This is a genomic window from Actinoplanes cyaneus (assembly GCF_016862095.1).
In the GTDB taxonomy this organism is placed as follows: domain Bacteria; phylum Actinomycetota; class Actinomycetes; order Mycobacteriales; family Micromonosporaceae; genus Actinoplanes; species Actinoplanes cyaneus.
In genome coordinates this window covers 119,003-132,696 of sequence record NZ_BOMH01000045.1, presented here as the reverse complement: position 1 = coordinate 132,696, position 13,694 = coordinate 119,003, and the positions used below count along the sequence as shown (strand labels likewise).

Here is a 13,694-nt window from a genome sequence, read left to right as displayed (position 1 = left end):
TGCCCTCCCCCTGTTGTGCCGGGCAAATGTATCGAGAGCCGTCACCTGACCGGCGGCCGGGTGGTCCCTCCGGCGGCGGGCGGCCGGAGGGACCGGCCGGTCACGGGCGGGTGCCGGACTGGCTGCCCGCGGTCACCGTGGCGACCTGAGTGCCGGAGAGGGTCCCGCCGGTGTAGAGGCCGCCGCCGGCCGCCGTGCCGGAGACCGACCCGCCGGTGCAGACCGCATACGTCGTCCCCCGGGTGATCTGGCCGGACGAGAAGACCACACCTTTGAACGCCTTCGCCGACCGGTAGGCCGCGATCTGGGTGCCGGACGTGGTGGCCAGGTGCACGATCGTCCCGGCCGGCTGGTTGGCGCCGAACGTGACGGACACCCAGCCCTGGCCGGAGCTGGGCAGTGTGCTGGTGGTCGCGCTGATGCCGGTCGAGATCAGGGTACCGCCGGTGATGGTGAGCGCGCCGTTGGAGTCCAGACCGCCCTCGCCGCCGCCGCGCGTGGCGGACCCGCTGACCACGACGGTGCCGCCGCCGATGGTGAGCGCGCCGTTGGAGTCGAGGCCGTCGGTGCCGCCGTCCACCACGACGGTCCCGCCGGTGATCGAGACCAGCGCGTTCGGCGAGTTCTGCATCTCGCCGTAGGCCGGGTCGGCGGCGTTGACCGCGTCGTCCGAGGCGGTGGCGCTGACGCTGCCGCCGGTCACGTAGACCTTCAGGCCCTCGACCCCCTCGTACGACCTGGTGACGCCCACCGTGCCGGCGCTGACCGTGACGGTTCCCTCGGCGTGGACCCCGTCGTCACCCGTGGCGACCGTTGTCGCGCCGCCGTCGACGGTGATCGCCCCGTCCGAGTGCACCCCGTCGTCGGAGGACCTCAGAAACGCCTCAGAGAATGCTGTGCACAAGCTGTCAAATCCGGGCGATGGTGCACTCTTCCAGGAAGGACGGATCAGGCGTCCAGCCCATCCCGGAAACCTCCGAAACCGTGACGAACCCCGCATCACAGACAATCGGCTCGGTGGTGATGTCCCGGGCGTAGTACTTGTCCGAGCCGGAGACGTCCGACGGCAGCGTGAACCCGGGCAGCGAGCTGAGGGCCACGTTGGCCGCGCGCCCGATCCCGAACTCGTGCATCCCCCCGCACCAGACCGGGACGCCCAGTGCGATGGCCAGGTCGTGGGCGCGGACCGCCGGGGTGAGCCCGCCCATCCGGGACACCTTGAGGTTCAGCACCCGGCCGGCCTTCAGCACCAGCGCCGTGACCACGTCGTCCACCTCCTCGATCGACTCGTCCAGGCAGATCGGGGTCTCGAGGGTCTCCTGCAGCTCGGCGTGCGCGAAGAGCGCGCGCGGCGGGAACGGCTGCTCGATCATGAGCAGCCCCAGGCTGTCCAACCGCTGGAAGACGTCCCGCTCGGACACCGGGTAGGCGCCGTTCGCATCGACATGGATCGGCATCGCCGGGAACGCGGAGAGGACCGCCCGCACCGGCTCGACATCCCAGCCCGGGGCGATCTTCAGCTTCACTCGCTGATAGCCCTCGGCCACCCGCGCCGCCACCTGCTCCAGCAGCGCGTCGACGGTCGGCTCGATCCCCAGCGAGACCCCGGCCGCCACCCGGCCCCTGGTCCCGCCCAGCGCCCTGGCCAGCGGAATGCCCTCGCGCTGCGACCACAGCGCCCACGCCGCCATGTCCAGCCCCGCCCGCGCGAAGTAGTTCCCGCGCACCTTCGACAGGGCCGCCGCCAGCTCGGCCGGATGCTCCCACTCCGCGGCCAGGACGATCGGCCGCAGGTGGTCGCGGGCCACCGCCCAGCAGCTCTCCACGGTCTCGGCGGAGTAGAACGGCCCGCTCGGTGACGCGATCTCCCCCCACCCGGTCACCCCGTCCTGATCGGTGAGCGCGACCAGGATGTGCTCCAGCTCCCGCTTCGCGTGCGAGCTGGTGCGGAACTCGTGCACCAGCGGCAGCCGCACCCGGCGTAGCTCCACCTGCTGAATCCTGATCACGGGCCCTCCCAGTAGAGACCGAGCTCGGCGGCCAGCTCGTCACGCTCCCGCAGGCGCCGGCCGGCACCCTTGGCGCTGGCGATGGTCAACGTGGCCAGCAGGTGCAGCGCCAGCACGATCGAGGTCGGCGACTTGACGTACGACGCGCTGCCCGTCCCGACCACGATGCGAGCCGCCGCGACGCCGGTCAGCGGCGCGTCCTCGGCGTCGGTGATCAGGACCAGGTCGCCGCCGTGCCGCACGTACGCCGACGCGACCTCGACGGTCTCCCTGCGGTAGCGCTCCAGCGAGACCGCGACCAGCAGATCCCCCTGCCGGATGTCGCTGAGCACGTCGAGCGCCCGCAGCGGCACCCCGTCGACGAGGTGCACGCCGGAGAGCCCCGCGCTCAGGTCCGAGGCGAGCAGCGAGGCGTAGCTCAGCGACTTCCCGTACCCGATCAGGTAGCGCCGGCGCGCCGACACGATCAGCCCGGCCGCGTGCTCGATCGACTCGTGCTCGGCGGCCCACTCCAGGGCCTGGTCGAACTCGGCCCGCTGCTGGTCCAGCACGCGCTGCTTGAGCACCCTGGCCGAGCGGCGCTGGACGTTGCGGTCGAAGCGGTCGGCGGGTGTGGTCCGTGACGTCACGCCTCATCCTCGAACAGGTAGGCGACGCGCCCGGGGTCGCCCTCCGGCCGGGCCACGCCGACGAGCCGGCCACCGGTCGCGAACCGGGTCAGCAACTGTTGCCGCAGCCAGGCGCGGTCCTGCGGATCAGGCGCCGCGCACCGCTCCCCCGCCGCGACCAGGATGCTTTCACCCCCATGGCCGGTACGGCCGCGGGAGCCCTCCGGTGCGGCATCGGTCAGCTCCCAGCTGACCAGGACCCGGTCGGTGCCCGGCTCGCGATAGAAGTCGGGCAGGAACCGAATGCCGGTGGCGCCCAGCACGGCGAAGTTGAAATGGGCGTTGCGCAGGGCGTAGGGGTCGAACGTCCACCGCATCGTGCGTGCGCCGGTGCGCCGGGCGGCGGCGGCCTGCGCATACTTCAGCAGTCGCCCGAGGCCGGCGCCCTGGAAGCCCGCCTTGACCACGGCGGCCTGCGAGTAGTGGTAGAGCTCGCCGGCCTCGACCCCGGTGAATCCGTAACAGAACCCGGTCAGCGTCCCGTCGCCGGTGAACGCGCCGATCACCGTGCCGGCGTTTTCCCCCAGCGCGGCCAGCAGGCGCGGGCTGAGGCCCCACTCGGGCTCGGTGTAGCCGAACACCTCGCGGTAGAGGGCGGCGGCACCGGTCCACTCGGCCATGCCGTCCAGCTCGCGCACCGTCACGTCCATCATCGCCTCCGCCGCTCTCGACCAAAAGATAGCGAACGTATCTTCGTCATCGTGACGGTCGAAGGGCTCGTTGACAACGAAGATGGCACATCTTAGCGTTCGGATATGTCGTCACCAGTGATCGCGGCCCTGCACCGCTACACGCACGCCGAGTCGCCCACCGGCGATCCGCCGGCGCTCGCCGAGCTGGCCGGGATCCTGGAGGCGGACGCGGCGGCGGCCGGGTTCAGCACCGCCCGTGAGCGGCATCCGACCGGCGACCACCTGATCTGGACGCGCCCGGCGCGGGGCGGGGCCACCGGGTCGATGCTGTTCCTGACGCACTACGACACGGTCTGGCCGGTCGGGACCCTGCGCGAGATGCCGTGGACCGTGGACGGCGACGTGATCCGCGGTCCCGGCGTCTACGACACGAAGTCCGGCATCGCCGCCCTGCTCGCCGCCGTCACCGCGGCCGACGGCCCGCACCCGGAGATCCGGGTGGTCGTGGTCGCCGACGAGGAGATCGGGTCACCCACCGCGACCGGCCTGGTCACCGCCGAGGCCCGGCGGGCCGGCATGGTGCTCGGCCTGGAGCCACCGCACCCGGGCGGCGACCTGAAGACCGGCCGGCGTGGCAGCACCCGCGCCCGCATCGAGGTGACCGGGGCCGAGGCGCACGCCGCGCTGGACCCGGACGCCGGGGTCAACGCGATCGACGAGCTGGTGGACCAGCTGATCCGGGTCCGCGGGCTCCGGGGCGACCGGCCGGTGCTGGTGAACACCGGGACGATCGCCGGCGGCGGGCGCACCAACGTGGTCGCCGGCCAGGCGCACGCCGACCTGGGCCTGCGCTTCGCCGACCCGGACGACGAACGGGCCGTGCTCGCCGAGCTCGCCGCGCTGCGGCCGATCCGCCCGCGCGCCGTCGTCGCCACCAGGCTGCTGTCCCACCGGCCGACCTGGCGCCCGGCCCCGGCCGGTGACGACCTGCTCGCCCGGATCGTCGCGGTCGCCGCCGGGATCGGCCAGAGCCTCGACGGCCGCCCCGCCGACGGCGCCGCCGACACCAACACCACCGGCGCGCTGGGCCACCCCACGGTGGACGGCCTGGCACCCCGGGGTGGTGGCGCCCACGCCCGCACCGAGTGGGTGTCGGTGGCCGGCATCGCCGAGCGGGTCACCCTGCTCACGGCCCTGCTCGCCACCCTGCCCGGGCCCTGCCGATGACCGCACCCGGCTGGTGATCAGGAGCGGGGTGGACGCGTACTGTCGCGTTTGTAACAATTCGCGGGCAGGTTTCGGCCCGGAGGACGACGGGGTAAGCCCGGGGTGGCCACTGGACCTCCCGGAGGTGACGTCGACCATGAACGACCACGAGCGCCGCGCCCTGGCCGATCTCGAACGCCACCTCCAGCACGACGCGGAGTTCGCCGCGCGGATGAGCACCTTCGCCGGCGTCCCCGCGGCGGCGGAGCAGGCGTCCCCGGCCGTCCCGGTCCTGTGCGCGCTGCTGTTCATCGCCGTCCCGCTGGTCATGCTCCTCTTCGGCTGGGTCGGCGTCCTGATCGTCCTCGACCTGTTCGCGGCGGCCGTCGCCGTCATCCTGATCCGCCGCCGCGCCGCCCGCTGACCACGCGGCTCCAGGCCGCCGCGGAGGCGCTCAGGCGCTGACGTCCAGCAGGTCGCCGGTCTGGTTGAGCACGTTGCGGAGCTGGGTGAAGTCGACACCCTTGTCCTGCAACATGCTGACCAGGCTGGACGCGCTGGTCGCGGCGCTGGTGACGTCCGAGGAATCCATGTCGAGAAGGTCGCTGACCTGCTTGAGCTTCCGCGGGTCCGCCAGGCCGGCGTTCTCCCCGCGCGGCCCGCCGGGCGGCGGCGGGGGCGGCGTGGCCTGGCTCCGGGCGTGCTGGTCGGCGATCTTCTCGGCGACGTCGTCGGTGATCGCCGTCGACGACGGCATGCCGGCCTTGATCGCGGCGATCAGGTCGTCGTGGGCGGTGCCGCCGACGGTGGCCAGGTCGTTCAGGCTCTTGCCGGTGGAGAGCCGCTCCTTGAGCTCGTCGGTGCTCAGGCCCAGCGTCTCGGCGACCTTGGCCATCGGGTCGTCCTTCGGCCGCTGCTGCGAGCCGTACGCCGACTGTGCCTGCGCCACCTGGTAGTTCGTCGAGTTGCTGATGCTGCTGATCGAGGTCACCGTGACTCCTCGTGCCTTCCGTGACGCCTGTCGCCCCGGTCAGGGAAAGACATCGGCGGCCGGCCGGGCAAGCTCTGGCTTTGCAACCCGATCCACAGCAATCGGCTATCAGCCGGCGGTGATCGCGGTGGCGGTGACCACGCCCTCCGAGTCCGCGACGCCCTGCACGGTGATCGTCAGGCCGGCGGTCAGGTCCGCCATCGTCGCGGCGGTGCTCCTGCTGACCGTGGTGGTCTCGGACGCCCGCACCGTCACCGTCTCCCCCGCCGCGGTCGTGACGTAGACGATGTTGCCGTCGACCCTGCTGATCGTCCCGGCGGTCGCGCTGCCCGGTATCGGCTGACGGTTCTGACCGAATTCGCCCATGCCGCTGGGCATTCCGGCGCCGACCGGCGCGCTCGCGGGTGCGGACGACGACGAGCCCCAGTGCTTCTGCACCTGCGCGCCGCCGGCGAACCCGGCGACGAGCAGCACCACGCCGGCCAGCACCAGCGTGGTGTGGTTCCACCAGCGCTTCGGCGCGGCGTGGGCGATGGCGCTGTTCAGGTCTTCGTGCTCCGCCTCGGTCGGGGTGCGCGGCAGGACCTCGGTGTCGTCGTTCATGAGCCTTCCCCGGCGTTCATCGTGATGTTCTGCTACTCGTAGCGCAGGGCGTCGATGGGACGCAGCCGAGCCGCGCGAGCCGCCGGCAACCCACCGAAGAAGAGCCCGATCAGCACCGAGACGCCCAGGGCGAGCGCGACCGAGCTGGGCACCACCACCGGTCTCACGCCGACGACCTCGAACCTGCTGCCGATCAGCGCGGCGGCCACGCCGAGACCGCCGCCGATGACGCTGAGCAGCGTCGCCTCGATCAGGAACTGGCTCAGCACCACCCGCCGCGGCGCGCCGAGAGCCTTGCGGATGCCGATCTCCCGGGTCCGTTCGGTGACCGTGACCAGCATGATGTTGGTGATCCCGATGCCACCGACCAGGAGGCTGATGGCGGCGACCGCGCCGAGCAGCGTGGTGAACGTGTCGGCGGTCTCGGTCTGCGTCGCCAGGAGCTGAGAGGCGTTCTGGATCCGGTACGCCGTGGTGCCGTCGCTGCCGGCCGGCATCTTCTGGCCGAGGATCGTGGCGATCTGGCTCTCCGCGGCGTCGACCCGATCGCTGTCGCGCGCCTCGACCAGGATCGAGCTGAGCGTCCCGTATCCCGCGAGCACCTGACGGACGGCGGAGATCGGTGCGACCGCTGTGTCGTTCGTGTCGCTGAAACCGCTGGAGCTCTTCCCTGCCAGCACCCCGACGACGGTGAACAGCGCGCCGCCCGCGGTGACCTGCCGGCCGATCGGGTCCACGCCGGGGAACAGTTCCTCGGCGACGGTCTGACCGATCACGACCACCCGGCGGGCCTGCGCCTCGTCGTCGTCGGTGAACAGCGCTCCGGTCCGGACCGGGAAGTTCGAGGCGCCGAACCAGCCCGGTGTGGTGCCGACGAACGATCCGACGTCGTGGTCGCTGCCCTCGTAGGTCAGCGTCGCCGACGTGTTGACCACCGGTGACACCGACGTGACGTCCGGCGCGAGCACCGGGTCGTCGAGCGCGTCGGCGACCTTCATGGTCAGGCCGCCGCCGCTCGTGCCGCGGCTGGTGCTCATCACGGTCAGCGTGTTCGTGCCCAGCGCCGAGATCCGGTCCGCGATCGCCTGGGCCGAGCCGTTGCCGACCGCGACCAGCAGGATGACCGCGGCCACGCCGATCAGGATGCCGAGCATGGTGAGCGCCGAGCGCAGCTTGTTGGCCGACAGCCCGCGCAGCGCGAAACGGACGATCTCGGTGAGGCTCACGCCGCCCTCGCCCCCGCCGTGCTCACGACCAGGTTCCGGCCCGCCGCCTCCGCCGCGTGCCGCCCCGCGTGCTGACGGCGCACATCAGAGGTGACCCGCCCGTCGAGGAGCCTGATCAACCGGTCGGCACGGGCGCCCACCTCCTCCTCGTGGGTGATCAGCACGATCGTGCGCCCGACCGCGTGCAGGTCGTCGAGGACGGCGAGCAGGTCCTCGGTGGCGTGGCTGTCCAGGTTGCCGGTGGGCTCGTCGGCGAGCAGCAACGCCGGCTCTGTGACCAGCGCCCGGGCCACCGCCACCCGCTGCTGCTGACCACCGGAGAGCTGGTTCGGCTCGTGCTCGGCGCGGTCCGCCAGACCGACCACGTCCAGGGCGAACATGGCCCGGCGACGGCGTTCGGCGGCCCGCATCCCGGAATAGGCCAGGGGCAAGGCGACATTCGCCACCGCTGACGTACGCGGAATGAGGTTGAAGGATTGGAACACGAACCCGATAAGCCGGTTCCGCACGAGCGCGAGCTGGCTGTCGCTGAGCGAGCTGACGTCCACCCCGTCGAGCAGGTACCGGCCGCTGCTGGGGATGTCCAGGCAGCCGAGGATGTTCATCAGGGTGGACTTGCCGGACCCGGACGATCCCATGATCGCCACGTACTCACCGCAGCCGACCTGCAGCGTCACGCCGTCGAGGGCGCGCACCGCGGTCTCGCCCGCGCCGTACACCTTGCGCACGTCGCGGACGTCGAGAACCGCCCGGGTCCCGGCCATGGCTCAGCGACCGCCCGGCGGGGCGCCGCCACCGCTGAAGCCGCCACCCCCGGTCCCGAAGCCACCCCCGGTGCCGGTGCGGCTGCCGGTGCCGGTGGTGCCGGTGGTGCTGCCGGTCGGGACGACGACCTTCTCCCCCGCGGTCAGGCCGGAGGTGATCTGGTCGGCGTCGTCACCCTGCAGACCGATTTCGACCTGCCGGACCTCCTGGGTGCCGGCCGCGGTCAGGACGGTCACGGTGGACCGGCGCGCGGAGACCGTGACCGCCGCCGAGTTGACCTTCACGGCGTTGTCGACGCTGCCGGTGACGACCGCGACGCTGACCGTCTGGCCCGGTTTGGCGCCGTCCGGCGGGTCGGGGAGGCTGACCGTCACGCCGTACGTCACGACGTTGTTGCTGGTCGTCGCGGTCGGGTCGATCGCCACCACCTTGCCGGTCGTCTCGGCGCCCTCCAGCGCGTTCCACGTGATGGTGGCGGACTGGCCTTCCTTGAGCGCGGTGGTGTCCGACTCGGAGAACGCCGCGGTGATCTGCAGCCGGCTCAGGTCCTGGATGGTGATGAACCCGGTCGGCGATGAGGAGCTGGACGAGCTCGACGCGCCGGAGCCGCCGCTGCCGCTCCCGCCGGTCGACGAGGCGCTGGACGACGAGGAACCGGAGGACGAGCCGCCGAGCGAGCCGTTGACCGCGGTGACAGTGCCGGCCATCGGGGCGGTCAGCCTGGTGCCGGCCACCGCGGCCTTGGCGTCGGCGACGGCCAGCTGCGCCGAGGTGACCTCGTTCTCCGCGGTGGTGGTGTCGGTGCCGGCGGCCTGCGCGCGGTCCAGCGAGTCGTTCGCGGCGTCCAGGTTCGCGTTCGCCAGATCCAGGTCACGCTGCGCGCCGGTGGCGTCGGCTTGGGCCAGCAGCTGGCCCTTGGTGACCTTGTCACCGACCTTGACCTTGATGGCGGTGACCGTGCCCGCGGTGGTGAAGGTGGCCGCGGCGGTCGACGCGCTCGCGACGGCACCGTCCGCGCTGACGGTCTTGGTGACCGTGCCCTGCGAGACGGTGACGGTGCGGACGTCGGTGGCTTTCGCCTCGTTGCCGGAGGAGGTGCTCCGGATCAGGTTGACGCCCCAGATCGCGGCGCCGACGATCAGTAGTGCCAGCAGGGCGTTGACGGCCGTGCTCGGCGTGCGAAGGGCTTTCACGACTCCATCATGTCCGGCGCGGCCGGTTCGTGGTGGGGCGTTCGCCGGTATTCCCGCCTCACCAGGAGCGCACGACCTGGTCCCCGGCCACGAGCCCGTCGACGACCTGGGTGTACTGGTCACCGCGCAACCCCACGGTCACCGTCCGGCGCGTGCCGGTCGAGCCCTGGCGCAGCAGCACGGTCCCGGAGCCGCCGGAGATGTCGTGCACCGCCGTGGACGGCACCCGCAGCACGTCGGTCACCGTACCGACCCGGACCCTGACCTGCGCGGACTGGCCGACGAGCAGGTCGCTGGGCGGGGTGGTGAAGGAGACCACCGCGCCGTAGCGGACCAGCGTCCCGTCCGAGGTGCCGACCGGGTCGACCTGGACAACGGTGCAGGCCAGCGCCTCGTCGTGATCGGCGAGCGTGATCGTGCCGGTCTGGCCGACCGCGAGCGAGCCGGCATCCGCCTCCGGGAACTCCGCCTCCACCTGCATGTCGTACGTGTCGGCCAGGGTGAGGAACGTCTTCCCGCTGCTCACCGTGTCCCCCACGCTGCCGGACACGGAGACGACGGTCCCGGCGATCGGCGCGGTGATCACCGTGCCGGTCAGCGCCGCCTGCGCCTTGGTGACGGCCTGCCCGGCCCGGTTCACCGCCTGGCGGGCGTCGAGGATCGGGTCGTCGCCGGTGCCGGGGAATCCACGGGTGGCGCAGGCGGCCGCGCCGGCCCGCGGCTCCGGAACGACCCCGGTCAGGTGCCCGCGCGCCGGGGTGGAAGTCACGGCGCAGGCGGTGGCGGAGGCGGTGACCGCGGCGGCTCGGCCCTCCGCGTCGCCGAGCCGCTCCTGGGCGTCGCCGAGGTTGGCCCTGGCGTCGGCGAGGTCGCCGGCCGCCTCGGTGTCGTCGACGGTGGCGAGGACCTGACCGGCCTTGACCCTGGTGCCGGCCCGCACCTGGATCGCCTCGACGGTGCCGCCGGCCGCGAACGACAGCTCCCGGGTCGTGGCCGGCCGGACCGTGCCCGTGGTGGCGACGTCCAGCGTGACCTCGCCCTTGGTCACGCCGACCGCGACGACCCCGGCGGTCGGCTCGTCGCCGGAACGGTGGTGCACCACACCGAGGACCACGGCGGTCGCCACCCCCACGGCGACGATTGCGGCGCCTGTCCACCGAATGCGTCGTTTGGACCGGATTCGGCCCGACACGTTCACCATGTTCGTAGATTGTGGCTGTTCCTGTACGCGAACGGACGAGAATCCCGGGAGCACCGATGCCGAGCACCCGCCTGCGCCGCACCGGCCAGCTTCGTCGCCGGCGAGTGACCAGCTCCCGGTGACCGATCAGCTCCTGTAGGAGCGGCATCCATACCGCGCGACCATGGTGCGGACGGCTTCGTCCACCACCGCGGTCGTGCGGTCAGGGGTCACCGTCCAGTCCGGGAGCACCAGACTCGGCCAGAACAGGTAGTTGGAGATCATCCCGAGGAACTGCGTAGCGGCCATCTCCGGATCGGCGAGGTCCGCTGTCCCCGCGTCGCGCTCGGCCACGAGGTAGATCCGGACGGACTCGAAGTACGGCAGTTTGCCGCGGGAGAACTGCGCCTTGGCCAACTCGGGGAAGCGTGGCAGCTCGGCGATGACGATGCGGAACAGGTCCGTCATCCCCGGCTGGCTCAGCAGCGTCGCGTAGCGCCGGCCGAGCACCGTCAGGCCGGCCGTCAGGTCACCGGCGGGCGGCACGTCCGCGTCCTCGTTCTCGGCCCACGAGTCGATGACGATGGCGTCGAACAACGCCGCCTTGGTCGGGAACTGCTTGAACAGCGTCGCCTTCGACACCCCGGCGCTCTCGGCGACACGTGCCAGCGAGGCCCGGTCGTAGCCCAACTTGAGGAAGAGCTCGGTGGCGGCTCGCACGATGAGCGCGCGCTTCTCCTGTGCCACGCGCTGGTGATACGCCGACGGTGCTGGGGTCATGGCGCCCATCATAGCGAGGTGAGTGGGTTGACTCACCACTCCCGGCCGCGTAGCTTCGTCGTGGTGAGTCGAGTGACTCACCATGCTGTCGCTCGTTCGTCCCCGGAGGATCAGATGTCCCGCTTCGCCCATCAGACCGTTCTCGTGACCGGCGGCACCGGCGGGCAGGGAGCCAGCCACGTCCGCGCCCTGCACGCCGAGGGCGCCAACGTCGTCATCGGCGCCCTCGATGCCGACCGCGGCGCCGAGCTGGCCGCCGAGCTGGGAGACCGGGCGCGTTTCGTCCACCTCGACGTCTCCCGGGAGGAGTCGTGGGCCGCCGCCGTCGCGGAGACCGAGAAGACCTTCGGCGCGCTCACCGTCCTGGTCAACAACGCCGGGGTGCAGAACCCGCCGGCCCTCATCGAGGCCACCGACCGGGCCACCTGGGCTCGCATCCTCGACATCAATCTCACCGGCACCTTCCTCGGCATCAAGGCGGCCGCCCCGGCGCTGCGACGCGCGGGAGGAGGAGCGATCGTCAACATCGCCTCCGTCATGGCCACCGGCGGCACCGCCTTCTACGCGCCCTATGTCGCCAGCAAGTGGGCGATCCGGGGGCTCACCCAGACCGCCGCCCTCGAACTGGGCCGCGACAGCATTCGCGTCAACGCCATCCACCCCGGCGTCATCGCCACCCCGTTCATCACCGAGCCGGCGGCCGGCGCCCACGCCCCGATCGCCGACTTCTACTCGCCCGAGCCGTTCGCCGTCCCGCGACTGGGACAGCCCGCCGACATCACCGCGCTGCTGCTGTTCCTCATCTCGCCGGACGCGGCCTTCGTCACCGGCGCCGAGTACGTCGTCGACGGTGGCCTGCTCCTCGGCCCCGCGCTGCAGAAGGAAACCGTATGACCTCCGCGAGCCAGCATGCCGAGCGCAGCGTGCTCGACCCACTGGCGCACCTGCCGCACCAGATCAGGCGCGCCATCGAGATCACGCCCGCGGCCGGGACCCGCGAACGCATCGTGGACATCACCACCACCGGCCGGCGTACCGGACGACCCCGCCGCATCGAGATCTTCTTCTATCGCGCCAACGGCGCTACCTATCTCTGCAGCGGAGCGGGCGGAGGCGCGACCGGCTGGTACGCGAACCTGAGAGCGAACCCCGCTTTCACCTTCCACCTCAAGAACGGCATCAGAGCGGACCTGCCGGCGCACGCGACGACGGTCACCGATCCCACCGAACGGGCCGCGGTCATCACGGCCATCGTCGACGACCTCAACCAGCCCCACGACCCCGGCACCATTCGACCGACCCGGCGGGAGGACTGGGCCGCCAGCAGACTGATGCGCATCGACTTCGACTGAGCCGCCCGCCTGGTTGCCTCCGGCAGCGTGACAAGATGCCCGCGACAGCTCACGCCGACCCGGTCCGCTCGAAGCCGGCGATCACGTCCGCGACGGCTCAGCGGGGAGCGGTGGAGAGCGGCGCCCCCAGGGGGAACCGCACTCCGGTGAGGTCCTCCGAGAGGGCCCACAGCCGCTGCTGGACAGCCACGTCGTACGACTGCGGGCTGGAGGTGACCAGTCGCGGGTGGCCCTTGACCTGGTTGCGTCCGCCGGGGCCGTAGTACTGACCGCCGAGCACGGCGGGGTCGGTGGCGGCGCGCAGGGTCGGCAGCGCGCCCATCGCCGCCGTCTGGGTGATCAGCGGCGCGAGCCAGGTGACCGGGAGCCGCAGGGCCGCAGGGGTGTTGCGCATCAGTTCGGTGCTGGAGATGCCGGGGTGCGCGGCCACCGCGACGGTGGTGCCGTGCGGGGTGAGGCGGCGCTGCAACTCGTAGGTGAACATCAGGTTGGCCAGCTTGGACTGGCCGTAGGCGCCGACCCTGCTGTACGACCGCTCCCACTGCGGGTCGTCGAAGTGGATCCCGGCCCGGATGCGGTGCCCGGTGCTGCTGACCGTCACCACGCGCGAGCCGGGCACCGGCAGCATCAGGTCGAGCAGCAGCCCGGTGAGCGCGAAGTGTCCGAGGTGGTTGGTGCCGAACTGCATCTCGAAGCCGTCGCGGGTGCTCTGCTTCGGCGTGTACATCACCCCGGCGTTGTTGATCAGCAGGTCGAGCCGGCCGAGCCGGGATCGCAGCGCCGCCGCGGCGGTCCGGACGGAGTCGAGCGAGGTGAGGTCCAGCTCCTGCACTGTCACGTCGCCGGTCATGCGGGCGGCGGCCTGCCTGCCCTTGCCGGCGTCGCGCACGGCGAGCACCACCGAGGCCCCCCGCCCGGCGAGCGCCCTGGCGGTCTCATACCCCAAGCCGGTGTTGGCTCCGGTCACGACCGCGACCCGCCCGCGCTGGTCCGGAATGTTCGCCGTCGACCACTTCTCGTCCATGCCAGGCTCCCCATCAACTAAAGTACCGAAGGTATCTTGCACCGACGACGTTAAAGTACCTGCGG

Annotated in this window: 16 protein-coding genes; 4 read left to right on the top strand and 12 right to left on the bottom strand. The window is 71.8% G+C overall.

The window, feature by feature from the left end; genetic code table 11:
- Nucleotides 1-100: 100 nt before the first annotated feature.
- From Acy02nite_RS30480 to Acy02nite_RS30465, 4 genes are read right to left on the bottom strand one after another with little or no spacing between them, the layout of a single operon-like run.
- Nucleotides 101-1,000, bottom strand: a complete 900-nt coding sequence (locus tag Acy02nite_RS30480) for a carbohydrate-binding domain-containing protein (protein ID WP_264653338.1) — start codon at nucleotides 998-1,000, stop codon at nucleotides 101-103.
- Entirely contained in the window at nucleotides 909-2,009 is a 1,101-nt protein-coding gene (menC, locus tag Acy02nite_RS30475) for an o-succinylbenzoate synthase (protein WP_203747338.1), read from the bottom strand. The genes Acy02nite_RS30480 and menC overlap by 92 nt, the downstream gene beginning before the upstream one ends.
- A complete protein-coding gene (locus Acy02nite_RS30470) occupies nucleotides 2,006-2,638 on the bottom strand; it encodes a MurR/RpiR family transcriptional regulator (RefSeq protein WP_203747325.1) in 633 nt (210 codons plus the stop codon). The genes menC and Acy02nite_RS30470 overlap by 4 nt, the downstream gene beginning before the upstream one ends.
- Entirely contained in the window at nucleotides 2,635-3,327 is a 693-nt protein-coding gene (locus tag Acy02nite_RS30465) for a GNAT family N-acetyltransferase (RefSeq protein ID WP_203747323.1), read from the bottom strand. Before Acy02nite_RS30465 ends, Acy02nite_RS30470 begins: the two co-directional genes overlap by 4 nt.
- A 105-nt stretch (nucleotides 3,328-3,432) precedes the next feature.
- Between Acy02nite_RS30465 and Acy02nite_RS30460 the strand changes: the two genes are divergently transcribed.
- Together Acy02nite_RS30460 and Acy02nite_RS30455 are read left to right on the top strand one after the other, a co-directional pair.
- The gene (locus tag Acy02nite_RS30460; RefSeq protein WP_203747321.1) at nucleotides 3,433-4,536 is read left to right on the top strand and encodes a M20/M25/M40 family metallo-hydrolase; all 1,104 of its coding nucleotides are present in this window, start codon (nucleotides 3,433-3,435) and stop codon (nucleotides 4,534-4,536) included.
- A gap of 136 nt (nucleotides 4,537-4,672) precedes the next feature.
- Entirely contained in the window at nucleotides 4,673-4,939 is a 267-nt protein-coding gene (locus tag Acy02nite_RS30455) for a DUF3040 domain-containing protein (RefSeq protein ID WP_239175359.1), read from the top strand.
- Between the two features lie 30 nt (nucleotides 4,940-4,969).
- On the opposite strand, the gene Acy02nite_RS30450 is transcribed toward Acy02nite_RS30455, so the two are convergent.
- The 7 genes from Acy02nite_RS30450 to Acy02nite_RS30420 all read right to left on the bottom strand — a co-directional run bounded on the left by Acy02nite_RS30450 (nucleotide 4,970) and on the right by Acy02nite_RS30420 (nucleotide 11,253).
- Nucleotides 4,970-5,506, bottom strand: coding sequence for a hypothetical protein (locus Acy02nite_RS30450; protein WP_203747308.1), 537 nt, complete (start codon nucleotides 5,504-5,506; stop codon nucleotides 4,970-4,972).
- A gap of 108 nt (nucleotides 5,507-5,614) precedes the next feature.
- Nucleotides 5,615-6,109, bottom strand: a complete 495-nt coding sequence (locus Acy02nite_RS30445; protein ID WP_203747305.1) for a hypothetical protein — start codon at nucleotides 6,107-6,109, stop codon at nucleotides 5,615-5,617.
- A gap of 32 nt (nucleotides 6,110-6,141) precedes the next feature.
- A complete protein-coding gene (locus Acy02nite_RS30440) occupies nucleotides 6,142-7,335 on the bottom strand; it encodes an ABC transporter permease (RefSeq protein ID WP_203747302.1) in 1,194 nt (397 codons plus the stop codon).
- A complete protein-coding gene (locus Acy02nite_RS30435; protein ID WP_203747299.1) occupies nucleotides 7,332-8,099 on the bottom strand; it encodes an ABC transporter ATP-binding protein in 768 nt (255 codons plus the stop codon). The genes Acy02nite_RS30440 and Acy02nite_RS30435 overlap by 4 nt, the downstream gene beginning before the upstream one ends.
- A gap of 3 nt (nucleotides 8,100-8,102) precedes the next feature.
- Nucleotides 8,103-9,293 carry an efflux RND transporter periplasmic adaptor subunit gene (locus Acy02nite_RS30430; protein WP_203747296.1) on the bottom strand — a complete coding sequence of 397 codons (1,191 nt, stop codon included), beginning with the start codon at nucleotides 9,291-9,293 and terminating at the stop codon, nucleotides 8,103-8,105.
- A 58-nt stretch (nucleotides 9,294-9,351) separates the two neighbouring features.
- On the bottom strand, nucleotides 9,352-10,425 hold the full coding sequence (locus Acy02nite_RS30425) for an efflux RND transporter periplasmic adaptor subunit (RefSeq protein ID WP_239175358.1): 1,074 nt from the start codon (nucleotides 10,423-10,425) through the stop codon (nucleotides 9,352-9,354).
- A gap of 195 nt (nucleotides 10,426-10,620) precedes the next feature.
- Entirely contained in the window at nucleotides 10,621-11,253 is a 633-nt protein-coding gene (locus Acy02nite_RS30420) for a TetR/AcrR family transcriptional regulator (RefSeq protein ID WP_203747290.1), read from the bottom strand.
- A gap of 114 nt (nucleotides 11,254-11,367) precedes the next feature.
- Here Acy02nite_RS30420 and Acy02nite_RS30415 point away from each other — a divergent pair, with 114 nt between their 5' ends.
- Both Acy02nite_RS30415 and Acy02nite_RS30410 read left to right on the top strand, forming a co-directional pair.
- Entirely contained in the window at nucleotides 11,368-12,147 is a 780-nt protein-coding gene (locus Acy02nite_RS30415; RefSeq protein ID WP_203747287.1) for an SDR family NAD(P)-dependent oxidoreductase, read from the top strand.
- Nucleotides 12,144-12,605, top strand: coding sequence for a nitroreductase/quinone reductase family protein (locus Acy02nite_RS30410; protein WP_203747284.1), 462 nt, complete (start codon nucleotides 12,144-12,146; stop codon nucleotides 12,603-12,605). Before Acy02nite_RS30415 ends, Acy02nite_RS30410 begins: the two co-directional genes overlap by 4 nt.
- Nucleotides 12,606-12,702: 97 nt before the next feature.
- Here the strand turns inward: Acy02nite_RS30410 and Acy02nite_RS30405 are convergent, their stop codons facing one another.
- Nucleotides 12,703-13,629: an SDR family NAD(P)-dependent oxidoreductase gene (locus tag Acy02nite_RS30405; RefSeq protein WP_203747274.1), complete on the bottom strand. Its 927-nt coding sequence runs from the start codon at nucleotides 13,627-13,629 to the stop codon at nucleotides 12,703-12,705.
- Nucleotides 13,630-13,694 lie beyond the last annotated feature (65 nt).